Genomic DNA, 11,996 nt, shown 5'->3' on the forward strand with positions numbered 1-11,996 from the left:
CCTCATGTCCCCGGCCTGTGGTAATCGCGTTCTGGCATGACCGAAACCGGCGATACGCTCCTGGATCGACTTGGCCGCTGGCTGGCCGGCCGGCTGCAGGAAGAATCCTCCGGCTATGAGCCCTACACCCCGTCCGACGCCGAGACGCTGCGCCGCACGCTTGAGCCGGGCGACATCCTGCTGGTCGAGGGCAACCAGAAAATCTCGGCGGCGATCAAATACCTGACTCAGTCGACCTGGTCGCACGCGGCCTTCTACATCGGCGACGCCTTGCCCGAGCCGGAGGACGGTTCGGAGCGGCCCCGGCTTATCGAGGTGACACTCGGCGAAGGCTGCATCGCCGTGCCGCTGTCACGCTACCGCACCTACAACACCCGCATCTGCCGGGCGAGCGGCCTGGCGCCGGAGGACCGCGACAAGGTCGTTGCCTTCATGATCGGCAAGCTCGGCCTGAAATACGATCTCAAGAACATTTTCGACATGCTGCGCTACTTCTTTCCAACGCCGCCCGTGCCGGTGCGCTGGCGCCGGCGCATGCTGGCTTTCGGCTCCGGTGATCCGACCCGCGCCATCTGCTCTTCGCTGATCGCCGAAGCCTATGGCCAGATCCGCTACCCGATCCTGCCGGAAATCACTCGCGCGCCAGGCCGGTCTTCGGCGCAGTCGAATTTTTCGCGCAAGGAAATCCTGCATATCCGCCATCACTCGCTCTACACGCCGCGCGACTTCGATCTGTCGCCCTATTTCCGCATCGTCAAACCGACGCTGGAATACGGTTTCGACTATCGCGCGGTGACTTGGGACGACAAGATTGGGGACGACAAGATCGCTGACGGCAAGATCGCTGACTGCAAGCTTGCCGATCCCGGAGCAAAGGCCGCCGAATAGGTCAGGCTAGGCCGGCCTTGCGCACGGCCTCGGCATAGGAGCGGCTGACAGGGAGCATGGCATCGCCGGCGAGCTTCAGGAACAGCTTGCCATCCTTGCGGCTTTTGCCGGTGACGGCGTCCAGCGCCACCCAATGCGAGCGATGGATCCGCACGCCGGGCGTCTCGCCGACCTCGCGGATTGCATCGGCGAGCCGCATGAGGACGAGCGTCGAACCCTTGTCGGTATGGACCTCGACATAGTGGTCCTGCATCGACAGGTGGCTGAGCTTGCCACGCACAGCGTGCGGCAGCCTGTCGAGGAGCGGCGGGCGGGCGGGCTGGAGCGTCAGCGGCGAAGGCAGTGCCGGGATGCCTGCCTGCGCCTGACCGACCGGTATTGGAGGCGCGCCTTGCGGGCTCCTTGCGGCCATGCTGACCAGGAAGGACACGGCGACCGCGATCAGGCTGCAATTGACAAACAGGCCGGCGATGCCGGCGGCCGACGGAAACGGCCCGCCAAAAAGCGCGCGGTTGAACAGCAGGACAACCAGGGTCACCGGCAGCCCGGCGACCATGCCGGCGACCAGGCTGCGGACCGGCCGTGTGCCTGCCGTGCCGAAGACCAGGCCAAGCGTCAGCCGCATGGCCAGATAACCGGCGCAGAAAGTGGCGAATGCCAGCGCCAGCCAGTAGGCGAAGCGCGGCAGCAGGTCGAGCTGCTGCAAGGTGCCGAAGGGTCCGGTGGCGCCAAGGATGGCCGACACCGCCACAAGCGCGCCCCAGAAGCGCGGCGCGGAAAACAAGGCCTGCATTTCGCGAAGCGTGGAATGCAACAGCGTGCTTTTCACGTAGCCGATCGTCCCTTCCCGAAGACGCGTTTGATGCGATGCCACCGGCTCAGCATGGTGCCGGCGAACCACAGCGCCAAGCGATACCGCGCCTGTGGCAAGCCTTCAACCGCAGACGGAGTTAAGCCATGTCTCTTCACCTTAATGAGGCCGCCCGGATGACCCTTTCGCTCCGCAAGCCGGCCGTGCCTTCGCTTGCCGCCGCTCTCGCGCTGACATCGGGCGGAGGGGCATTCGCAGCCGATGCCGGCAGCCATGGCCCAGGCGTCACCGACATCCTTTCGCACACGCCGCTGTGGGTCTGGCCGTTGATCCTCTACGGCCTGTTCATCGGCTGGAACCGCACAAGGGACCGCGTCGTGTCGCCATTACGTCTTTTCGTCATGCCGGTCATCATCGCCGGCCTGGCGCTGCACAATCTGGCCTCTTCCGGCATGTCAGCCGCCGGGCTGCTCGGCTTCGTCTGCGGCACTATTGCCGGCACGCTTGCCGGCATAGCCGTGGCGCGGCGCCGTCCCGCCAGGCTGCTTGCCGACGGCAAACTGGCTCTGTCGGGCGACTGGCTGCCGCTGGTCATCATCGTTGCGATCATCGTCATCCGCTACGCCGAGGGTGTCGCCGTAGGCATCGACCCGGCCCTGGCGCAGGAAACCGGCTTCGTGCTGGCGAGCGCCATCCTGTCGGGTTTTCTCGCCGCGATGATGGTCGCACGCTCGATCGGTGTGCTTCCGCAGGGGTTCTTTCAGGCAACCGCCCGGTAATCCAATTGACTACGCCGGAAGCGGGCGGCGGCCTCTGGCAGCGGACTGATCGCTTGTCCGCGCGCCGGCGTCGCGCGGATGCGGGCCGATCGGCATGATCGTGGGAAACGGCGTCGCGCCAAAGGCAAACGTCCACTTGTAGCCGACCAGTCCATCCTCCGGTGTGGTATGCTGGTCGTGATGGGCAAGCAGTTTGGCGCGGTCGGCCAGTTCCTCGGCCTCGCGCCGCACCATCTCGGCGGTCTCCGGCCGCATGCGCCTGCTGAAGCTGACAAAGGTTGCCTCGCTCTCGATATGGGTGATGGCCCAGCCGATGAAGTTCTTGTTGGTCATCTCGAACAGCGGCCTCAGCGGCCCTTCGAAATTCCACTGGATCGGCGTCTCGACCAGCAACCGCGCCGACAGGCCGCGCCCGAGTGCGATCAGGCCGAGCTCCTCGAGGTCGCGCAAATAGAGGAACATCGAGGCCTCGCTCAGCCCTTGCGAGCGCATGATGCCTTCCGGCGTGAATTTCTCCGATAGCATGACAAAGATGAACAGCAGCGCAGGCCGGCTGGCCAGCCGGCGCTCGATCTCCGGCGCGATGTGATTGACCGGGCCCGGCCCCCTGTTCATCGAGCCCAGCACGTTTTCCAGCTCGACGCCGGCGGCCGCGCAGATTTCCATCAGGCGATCGAGCTTGCAGTTGCGCTCATGGAAGATGCGTTTCACCGTCGGCTCGGAAACGCCCATGCGCTCGGCCAGCACGCGATAGCTGACACCCTTGGCCTTCAACGTCCGCTTCAGCGCCTCGAAGATCAGGCTGTTCATGAGATGCACCCCTTTCGGGCAGTTTCGTATCGATATTCGATACTAGTGGGAATCCATCTTCCGTAAAAGTATCGAAAATCATAGCTCTCCGCCAGCGCAACAAGGAGAGCAGACATGAAGACCCTCATCGCCTCGGCAGTTTTCGCCGCCATCGGCATCGCGGCGATCCCGCCGGCCCAGGCCGGCGAGCTCTGGCGCGCCACGGGATTGGAGCAACCGGAATCGGCGCTGTTCGACGCCACCAACAACCGCATCATCGTGTCCAACATCGTCGGCAATCCCGGCGAGGCCGACGGCAATGGCTATCTCAGCGTGCTGTCTCTGGACGGCAAAATGGTCACCCGGCACTGGACCGGCGGCATGGATGCGCCGAAGGGCATGGCGATTTCAGGCGGCAAGCTCTATGTCGCCGACATCACCAAGGTCCGCGTCGTCGATCTGGCCAGCGGCAAGCTGCTGTCGAGCATCGATGTGCCGAAGGCGGTCTTCCTGAACGACATGACATCGGATCAAGCCGGCAAGGTCTATGTCACCGACATGCTGGCCGACGCGATCTATCGCATCGATGGCGACACGCCGGAGCTGCTGGTGAAGGACGCGGCGCTGGCTTCGCCCAACGGCGTCTTCGCCGATGGTGACCGGCTGATCGTGGCGTCCTGGGGCAAGGGCATAAAGCCCGATTTCAGCACCGCGGAACCCGGCGGGCTGCTGTCGGTCGACCTCGCCGGCAAGGTGATCACGCCACTGCCCGGCGCGCAGAAATTCGCCGACCTCGATGGTGTCATCGCCATCGGCGACACGATCTATGCCACGGCTTACATGACCGGCACGCTGTATCGCTACAAGGCGGGCGGCACGCCGGAAGTCGTGGCGCAATTCAAGCCGGGCAGCGCCGATATCGGTACGGACGGCAGATCGGTGATCTATGTGCCGCTGATGAATGAGGGCGAAGTGGCGGCGCTGAAGCTCGATTGAGAGCGACCGGCGGCGCTCTCGGAGCCGATCTCCGGGACATTCGCTGACAGGTCGGGCTGTGCTACGACGGTCTGATTGCGATGATCAAGGAGGTCCGGCATGGACGATCGCGAGATTCGAGCGGCCCTGGATCGCCACTGGGCCGCCTCCGATGCGAACGATCTCGAGGCGGAGCACGAGATCTATCGAGAAGACGCCGTGCTCGAATATCCGCAATCGGCGGAGCGCATTCGCGGTCGGCGCCAGATTCAGTCGTCCCGCACCGCGCAGCCGAGCCGCAAGCGCTTCACCGTGCGGCGGATCACCGGCGCGGGCGATTTCTGGGTCACGGAATATGTCCTGGCCTATGACGGGCGGCCATCATACACGGTGAGCATCATGGAGTTCCTCGATGGCAAGGTGGCGCGCGAGACCCAGTACTTTGGCGATCCGTTCGAACCGGGGCCGTCACGCGCGCAATGGGTCGAGCGGATGTCGTGAACCGTGGCAACCATAGGCACCGCCCGCCCGCTTGCCCGCTCGGAATTGCCTGGCGATACGGCCACTCTCGCCCGCACCCTCATCGGCAAGCTGGTGGTGCGAGCTTTGCCTGAAGGTCTTGTCAGCGGGCGCATTGTCGAGACCGAGGCCTATGTGGTCGGCGACGCCGCCGGGCACGGTTACCGGGGGATGACGCCGCGCAATCGTTCGCTGTTCCTCGAACGCGGGCATGCCTATGTCTATCTCGCCTATGGCATCTCCTACATGCTGAATGTCTCGAGCGAGATGCCGGGGATCGGCACCGGCGTGCTGATCAGGGCTCTTGAGCCTCTCGAGGGCATTGAGATCATGCGGCGGAACCGCGGCATCGAGCGCTTGCGCGACCTGGCGCGGGGGCCGGGACGGCTCGCCGCGGCATTGCGGATCGATCGTTCGCTCGACGGGCTCGATCTTTGCCAGGAAGGCCCTGTCTGGCTCGCACGCGATGATGCCGAACCCGGTGAAATCGGAGAGAGCGTCAGGATCGGCATTTCGAAGGACGCTGAACGCCTGCTGCGATTCTATGTCAGGAGGAATCCGTTCGTCAGCGGCCCAAGATCGCTCAACGAAGAATAGCAGGCAACCTCGACCGACCGGACATCAGAGCGTTTCAGCAGCGCCACTCTGTCTCAGTTGCGCCCGCGCGTCCTTGATCGAAGCGGCGTAGGTGACCAGTGGCCGCTTGACACCGTGGTTGATCAGCATGCGCCGGATCTGCGGCGAGGCGCCCGATATGATGAAGCGGACGCCGGCGCGTCTCGCCTTGTGCGCCGCGCCTTCGATGACATTGGCGGCGGTGGAATCGAAGAACGGCACCGCCGAACAGTCGAGGATGAAGTTCCTGCGCTGGTCGGCTATGCGGTCGAGCACCGTGCCGACAGTGGACGCGGCGCCGAAGAAGAAGGCACCCGAAATCCGATAGACAACGGTGTCGGTATCCGTCGCCTCGCTGGAATCATAGGCGCTGGTGGCGTCGGCGACATCGTCCGGCACCAGCGTCTGGTCGGCTTCGACGGCGATGGATTTGGCCATGCGGTCGATGAACAGGATCGAACCCAGCGCGAAGCCGACGACGATGCCTTCGGTGAGATCGCGGAAGATGACGATCAGGAAGGTCGCCATCAGCACCAGCGCGTCGCCGCGCGAGGCGCGCAACAGCGTGGCGAAGGCCTGCTTCTCGAACATGTTCCAGCAGACGACGGCGAGCACCCCGGCCAAGGCGGCGAGCGGAATGTAGCTGGCGAGTGGCGCTGCCACCAGCATCAGCATCAGCAGTACAGCCGAATGGATCATGCCGGAGACCGGCCCATGCGCGCCGGCCCGCACATTGGTGGCGGTGCGCGCGATGGTGCCGGTGGCGCAGATGCCACCGAACACAGCCGAGGCGATGTTGGCGAAACCTTGCGCCACCAGTTCGCAGTTGGAGCGATGGCGACGGCCGGTCATGCCATCGGCGACGACGGCCGACAGCAGCGATTCGATGGCGCCGAGCAGCGCGAAGGCGACGGCGTCGGGCAGGACGTCGATCATCCTGGCGAGGCTGACCGGCGGAAAGGCCGGCCATTGCAGGCTGCTCGGAATGCCGCCATAGCGCGTACCGATGGTTTCGGCCGGCAGCGAGAGCACTGCCACGACGAGCGAGGCCAGTGCGATGGCGATCAGCATGGCTGGCCATTTCGGCCACCACCGCTTCAGCATCACAATGGTGGCAATGGTCAACACGGCGACGAAGGTGGCGGCAGGGTTGATCGTGCCGATCGCCTCCGCGAGCGCCATCAGCTTCGGCACCAGCGGCCCGGGTTCCGGCCCTGCCAGCTTCAACCCGAACAGTTCGACGATCTGGCCGGAGAAGATGATGATGGCGATGCCGGCGGTGAAGCCGACCGTCACCGGGTAGGGGATGAACTTGATGTAGGTGCCAAGCCGGAGATAGCCGATGGCGAGCAGGAAGACACCGGCCATCATCGTCGCCAGAAGCAGGCCATCGACGCCGACCCGCGCCACCGTCGCCGCCACCAGCACGATGAAAGCGCCGGCCGGCCCGCCGATCTGGAAGCGGCTGCCGCCAAAGGCCGAAATGAGGAAGCCGCCGACTATGGAAGTGTAGAGACCACGCTCCGGCGTCACGCCCGACGCGATAGCGATCGCCATCGATAGTGGCAGCGCGACGATGGCGACGGTCAGCCCGGCAAGGGCGTCGGCCTTGAGATGATCCCGCGTGTAGCCCTCGCGCCAGACCGTCACCAATTTCGGCGTGAACAGCTCGGAAAATGTTGGCCTCACCGGTCTTTGGGCCGGTGCATGGCTTGACTGCCGGATCTGATCCATGAATTGCCGTCCGCACCCCTGAAGGCGGCGGGATCGTCGGCAGGGCTGTCGGCGGTCGCCGTCGCGACTTATGCCGGCTCAGCTTTCGGATTGGGCGGCGCGACAGGCTTAAGGCGCACGCCCCGGCCGCCGCGTTCGCTCGATTGGCTCTCGCCGATCAGTTCCACCCCGGCCTCATCGAGGGCCTGGATGACCTTCATCAGCGTGTCGACCACGCCCCTGACCACCCCGTCGCTCGCCTCCATACGCTGTATGGTGGGAAGCGAAACACCGGCGCGCTCGGCGAGCGTCTTCTGATCGATGCCGGCCAGCGCCCTCGCGGCGCGCATCTGCGCAGCGGTGATCATCGGCCGCAATCTCCGTCTGAGTCTGCAATTGCAATGTTTAATACTATCATGATGATGTTTCAAGCATCAATATGAACGTCTGAGCCGTAAGTAGGATCGCCAGATCTTTCATTTTCTTGGATATTTCCCGGAGAATGCAGCGTAGGGTCTTCTCGATCTGGGGCAAGGGGGAACGCAGGTGAAGATTTTGAAGCTGTTGATGACATCGGCAGGCCTGGTGTCGGCGATGGTCCTGCTTGCCGGTTGCGGTCACGTCATCAACCGGATGATCTGACGGCGCATGCCTGCGGGAGCCGACCTGGGGTCCAATCTCCCATCCGTTCAGACACTATCGCTCTGGCCGCGCCAACGCTGCAGCGCCCGTGCCGCCAGCCAGCAAAGCATTGCCCAGGCGAAGCCGGCGCACCAGCCGGCCAGCACATCCGACGGCCAATGGACGCCGAGATAGATGCGGCTGATGCCGACCAGCAATGTCGTCAGCACAGCAAGGGCAAGCACATAGATCTTGGTTGTCCGCCCCGGCAGGAAACGCGCCGCCATGCAGCCCAAAGTGAGATAGGTCACCGCTGACAGCATGGCGTGCCCGCTCGGAAAGGACAGCGATGTCTCGGTGACGAGATGCGAGACAAGCTCAGGCCTTGGCCGGTCGATACCAAGCTTGAGCAGGCTTGAGAGGACCTGCCCGCCCGCCACCGCCACGAACATGAGAAATGCCGCGCCGGGCCTGCGGATCAAAAGCAGATAGACAATAGCCGCCGTTGTGATCAGCACCAGCACGCTGGCGCTGCCGAGGCTGGTGATGTCGCGCATCGCGCCTTCCAGCCACAGTGGGCCGATCGGGTCACTGGGCTGGCCTGCTTGGCGGAACGCAAGCAGGATCTCGGTGTCGAAAGCGTGCGGCGTGGTGGCGCGCGCCACCTCCATCAACTCCTCGAAACCCCACAGCCCGCCAGCAATGATCAGCCCGGCGAGCAGCACCGGGAATTCGATCCAATTGGCCAGAGTGTTCGCGGCGTTCTTCATCGGTCCTGCAATCATCGCCCTTGCAGATAGGGCCCAAGCGTGATCAGCGCCACCGCCGCGACCGCCATCACGATGCCTGTTGCCTGCAGCGCGTTGACGCGCTCGCCAAAGAAGACCAGCGCGACGACATTGACCGACACCAGCTGGATGACCGCTGACAGGCTGAACGACACCGACATGCCGAATTCGCGGATCAGCCGCAGCATGACCAGATTGCCAAGGGAATAGAGCGCCAGCGTCAGCAGGATCTTGCCCAGGCTGGGCGCAAGCCCCCATTGCTTGGCCGCCGTCGCCGCCAGCAAAAAGATCACCGTTGAAAAACCAAGCTGAAACAGTCCTGAAAAACTCACGTTTGCGCCTCGATGCCGGTTTGACGACGGATGTCCGCCTTGTTTCGCAAGCGCGCCACCACGTCAAGCGAGTGCCGCACCAGGACAGTCTTGTATCGGCGGGACCGAAGCATAATGTCGCGATTGTCACCTGCCTCTCGCGATGAAGGCCAGTCAGGAGCCTGTTGTGCGGTTTATCGAGATCTGGTCGCGGCGCTGGAACGGGCTTTCGCTTGCCTTGCAATTCGTGGTTGCCGGGGGATTCGGGCTGCTGGCGGTCATGCTGGTGGTCGGCTTCTGGGTTACGTCGCAGATCCGCCAAAGCGTCATCCATAACTCGGCGGCGACGACCGCGCTTTACGTCGACAGCGTGATCGCGCCGCTGCTTCCCGACCTGCGCAAGAGCCGGGAGCTCAACGACAATGTCAAACGGGCGCTTGACGAGACACTCGGCCAGGGCGCGCTCGGCAAGCGGCTCTTTTCGTTCAAGCTTTGGCGCCGGGACGGTGTGATACTGTATGCGAAGAACGCAGCCCTGATCGGCCAGCAGTTCGCCCCAAGTACCAACCTGCGATCTGCCTTTGACGGCAATGTTGTCGCCGAGTTCAACAAGCTTGACGGCGAGGACGACGAGGAGGAGAGGGTCTCGGGCTTGCCGCTGCTCGAAATCTACAATCCGGTACGAGAGCCCTGGTCGGGTGAAGTCGTTGCCGTGTCTGAATTCTACGAGATCTCCGACGACTTCCAGGCGACGCTGGCTTCCGCGTTGTTGTCGAGCTGGCTGATCGTGGCCGGCGCCACCCTGGCGGCGCTGCTGCTGCTGTCGGGCATCGTCATGCGCGGCAGCAGCACCATCGACAGGCAGCGTGGTGTGTTGCAGGGGCAGGTTTCGGAATTGCAGGCGCTGGTTTCGCAAAACCGGGCGCTGCGTCTGCGTGTGCAGCGGGCGTCGCGCCGTGCCACGGCCCTCAATGAAAGATACCTGAGGCGCATCGGCGCCGACCTTCATGACGGACCAGCTCAGCTGGTGGCGTTGGCGGCGCTGCGGGTAGACAGCCCTATCCTCTCGGGCGAAGGGGCCTCGAGCGAGAGCCGCAACGCCGAGGTCACCATGATCCGCAAGACACTGGACGATGCGATGCGCGAAATTCGCGACATCTGCAATGGCCTGGTCCTGCCACAGATCGAAACGGCTGCAGTGGGCGACATATTGCGTCTTGTCACGGACGAGCACCAGCGCCGGACCGGCACATCGGTCGCCCTTGAACTTTCGGGGCAGTTGCCAGAGTTGGGGGCTTCGGAGAAGATCAGCATCTATCGTTTCGTCCAGGAGGGGCTGAACAACGCCTATCGGCACGGAAAAGGTAAGGGCCAGGCGGTGAAAGCCGGATCAAAGGGCGGCAAGCTTTCCGTCGAAGTCTCGGATCGTGGACCCGGGTTCGGCTCGGCGAGGGCCGAGGGACTCGGTCTGGCTGGCCTCCGGGAACGAATCGAAAGCATTGGTGGTCAGTTCGAGACCACCAGCGGACCGCAAGGCACGCGATTGGTTATCGTGCTGGCTGTCGAGGAGCAATCATGACTGGCGCCATCCGCATTGCTGTCGTCGACGACCATCCGCTGTTTCGAGAAGGCGTAGCGCGCAGCCTTCTGGAGATCGGCGGCTTCGAGATCGTCGCCCAAGGCGCCACGGCGCAGGACGCTGAGCGCATTGCCGCCACCCTGCAGCCCGATATCCTCCTGCTCGACATCAGCATGCCTGGCGACGGCCTTGCCTCCGTGGCCAGTATCCTTGCCAGCCACCCCGCGCAGAAGATTGTCATGCTGACGGTCTCTGAGGACAATGCCGACGTGACGCAAGCGCTGAACGCCGGCGTACGCGGCTATGTGCTGAAGGGGGTCGGCTCGCGCACGTTGGCGGAAATCCTGGGCAATGTGGCCGCGGGCGAGAACTATGTCTCGCCAACCCTGTCGGCCCGGCTGCTTTCGAACCTGCAATCCCTGCAGCCGTCGAACGGCAAGGCCGACCGCCTGCGCCAGCTCACCGGCCGCGAGATCGATATCCTGAGGCTAGTGGCCGAGGGGCTGAGCAACAAGGAAGTAGCCCTGCGGCTAAAGCTGCAGGAAAAGACCGTCAAACACCATATGACCGGTGTGCTGTCCAAGCTCAACGTCCGCAACCGGACAGAGGCGGCTTTGCTGATGCGCGAGATCGGCGCGACCAGTGCATAATCTGGAAAACGGGTCCTGATTTCCCTGAGGATCATGCTCGGTCGAGAGCTGATAACCGAGCACAGATCGAAGAAGGAAGGCAGGCTGCAAGCTTTAAATGGCAGGTGCCTGAAATTGATTTACTTCAACTAAACCAAGAAATGCCTTAGGATTGCCTGCGCCCGGGTTGAATGGGCCTCCCGTTCCATCCGGCCGCGTTACTGCAGCCAAGCGAACTCTTTGGCAGCGGACCGCTCTGGGAACAACGGACTGTCTGCGTCCGGAGCCAGAGTGAAGATGTCACCTCCGCCGGGGGCGGCGGAGGTGACGCGTGAAGAGGGCGTTGCCTGTTCCCCGCTTCACAATCCCTTCAAGCGACTGATGTCCGCAGCGGTCGCGCGGCGGTTGACGATGGTGCGGCCCAGCGCATCCTTCATCTTGAAACGGCCGTTATCGATCTCTTCATGGAAGCCGTCGGGGTGCTGCACTTCAATTTTGTCGCCATCGATTTCGACACGATCCTCGGTTGCCGCATTCACATGCCCGACGGCGCCACTTGTTCCGCTGCTTTTGCTGTTGCCGGTGCCCTTGCCATTGTTGCGCCCGCTGCTGTTGCCGCTGTTGTCACCGCCGCTATTACCGTTGCTACCGCCGTTGCCATTGCCATTGTCGTCGCCGCCGCCGCCGCTGTTGCCGCCGCCATTGCCGTCATTGCCGCCACCATTGCGATTGCCGCGGTCATTGCCACCAGCCTTGGCCTGGGCACTGGACGCAACGATACCCGCGGCAAAGCCGTGAAGGGCAATGTGATAGGGGGCAACGGCCAGCGCCAATGCCGAGGCTACTCTCAATGCCAGATGGCGTTTGCGAGTCGCGGTCAATCCGCGCATCCCGGTCTCCTCTTGGCCTCAGCAAGGCCGAAATTCGCAGTTCCCTACCCCAACGGTAGGCCTTTGCATAAGCCGCCCATAATCGATGT

At 63.6% G+C, this 11,996-nt stretch carries 14 protein-coding genes; 7 read left to right on the forward strand and 7 right to left on the reverse strand.

What is annotated here, in order from left to right; all coding sequences use genetic code 11:
- Window positions 1-36 precede the first annotated feature (36 nt).
- Complete coding sequence (locus tag GA829_RS04405; RefSeq protein ID WP_258052144.1) at window positions 37-888, forward strand: C40 family peptidase; 852 nt, start codon at window positions 37-39, stop codon at window positions 886-888.
- 1 nt (window position 889) lies between these two features.
- Here the strand turns inward: GA829_RS04405 and GA829_RS04410 are convergent, their stop codons facing one another.
- On the reverse strand, window positions 890-1,717 hold the full coding sequence (locus GA829_RS04410) for a LytTR family DNA-binding domain-containing protein (RefSeq protein ID WP_195177342.1): 828 nt from the start codon (window positions 1,715-1,717) through the stop codon (window positions 890-892).
- A 158-nt stretch (window positions 1,718-1,875) separates the two neighbouring features.
- On the opposite strand from GA829_RS04410, the gene GA829_RS04415 reads away from it, so the two are divergent.
- Window positions 1,876-2,478 (forward strand): DUF6622 family protein, encoded by a 603-nt coding sequence (locus tag GA829_RS04415; protein WP_195177343.1) that lies wholly within the window; start codon window positions 1,876-1,878, stop codon window positions 2,476-2,478.
- A 9-nt stretch (window positions 2,479-2,487) separates the two neighbouring features.
- Here the strand turns inward: GA829_RS04415 and GA829_RS04420 are convergent, their stop codons facing one another.
- On the reverse strand, window positions 2,488-3,288 hold the full coding sequence (locus GA829_RS04420) for a helix-turn-helix domain-containing protein (protein WP_195177344.1): 801 nt from the start codon (window positions 3,286-3,288) through the stop codon (window positions 2,488-2,490).
- 114 nt (window positions 3,289-3,402) lie between these two features.
- Between GA829_RS04420 and GA829_RS04425 the strand changes: the two genes are divergently transcribed.
- The 3 genes from GA829_RS04425 (at window position 3,403) to GA829_RS04435 (ending at window position 5,358) form a co-directional block, all read left to right on the forward strand.
- Window positions 3,403-4,263: an SMP-30/gluconolactonase/LRE family protein gene (locus tag GA829_RS04425; protein ID WP_195177345.1), complete on the forward strand. Its 861-nt coding sequence runs from the start codon at window positions 3,403-3,405 to the stop codon at window positions 4,261-4,263.
- A gap of 99 nt (window positions 4,264-4,362) precedes the next feature.
- Window positions 4,363-4,743 (forward strand): nuclear transport factor 2 family protein, encoded by a 381-nt coding sequence (locus GA829_RS04430; protein ID WP_195177346.1) that lies wholly within the window; start codon window positions 4,363-4,365, stop codon window positions 4,741-4,743.
- Between the two features lie 3 nt (window positions 4,744-4,746).
- The gene (locus GA829_RS04435) at window positions 4,747-5,358 is read left to right on the forward strand and encodes a DNA-3-methyladenine glycosylase (protein ID WP_374940383.1); all 612 of its coding nucleotides are present in this window, start codon (window positions 4,747-4,749) and stop codon (window positions 5,356-5,358) included.
- Window positions 5,359-5,382: 24 nt separating this feature from the next.
- On the opposite strand, the gene GA829_RS04440 is transcribed toward GA829_RS04435, so the two are convergent.
- The 4 genes from GA829_RS04440 to GA829_RS04455 form a co-directional block, all read right to left on the reverse strand.
- Complete coding sequence (locus GA829_RS04440) at window positions 5,383-7,110, reverse strand: SulP family inorganic anion transporter (RefSeq protein WP_195177347.1); 1,728 nt, start codon at window positions 7,108-7,110, stop codon at window positions 5,383-5,385.
- A 68-nt stretch (window positions 7,111-7,178) separates the two neighbouring features.
- The gene (locus tag GA829_RS04445) at window positions 7,179-7,457 is read right to left on the reverse strand and encodes a helix-turn-helix domain-containing protein (RefSeq protein WP_195177348.1); all 279 of its coding nucleotides are present in this window, start codon (window positions 7,455-7,457) and stop codon (window positions 7,179-7,181) included.
- A 321-nt stretch (window positions 7,458-7,778) separates the two neighbouring features.
- Window positions 7,779-8,480, reverse strand: a complete 702-nt coding sequence (locus tag GA829_RS04450) for a phosphatase PAP2 family protein (RefSeq protein ID WP_195177349.1) — start codon at window positions 8,478-8,480, stop codon at window positions 7,779-7,781.
- An 11-nt stretch (window positions 8,481-8,491) separates the two neighbouring features.
- Complete coding sequence (locus GA829_RS04455; protein ID WP_195177350.1) at window positions 8,492-8,830, reverse strand: hypothetical protein; 339 nt, start codon at window positions 8,828-8,830, stop codon at window positions 8,492-8,494.
- Window positions 8,831-8,972: 142 nt separating this feature from the next.
- Between GA829_RS04455 and GA829_RS04460 the strand changes: the two genes are divergently transcribed.
- Both GA829_RS04460 and GA829_RS04465 read left to right on the forward strand, forming a co-directional pair.
- Window positions 8,973-10,388, forward strand: a complete 1,416-nt coding sequence (locus GA829_RS04460) for a sensor histidine kinase (RefSeq protein ID WP_195177351.1) — start codon at window positions 8,973-8,975, stop codon at window positions 10,386-10,388.
- Complete coding sequence (locus tag GA829_RS04465; RefSeq protein ID WP_195177352.1) at window positions 10,385-11,038, forward strand: response regulator; 654 nt, start codon at window positions 10,385-10,387, stop codon at window positions 11,036-11,038. The genes GA829_RS04460 and GA829_RS04465 overlap by 4 nt, the downstream gene beginning before the upstream one ends.
- 338 nt (window positions 11,039-11,376) lie before the next feature.
- Here GA829_RS04465 and GA829_RS04470 read toward each other — a convergent pair whose 3' ends face one another.
- Entirely contained in the window at window positions 11,377-11,850 is a 474-nt protein-coding gene (locus tag GA829_RS04470) for a hypothetical protein (protein ID WP_308462326.1), read from the reverse strand.
- Between the last annotated feature and the right edge of the window lie 146 nt (window positions 11,851-11,996).

It is taken from the genome of Mesorhizobium sp. INR15 (genome assembly GCF_015500075.1).
In the GTDB taxonomy this organism is placed as follows: Bacteria; Pseudomonadota; Alphaproteobacteria; order Rhizobiales; family Rhizobiaceae; genus Mesorhizobium.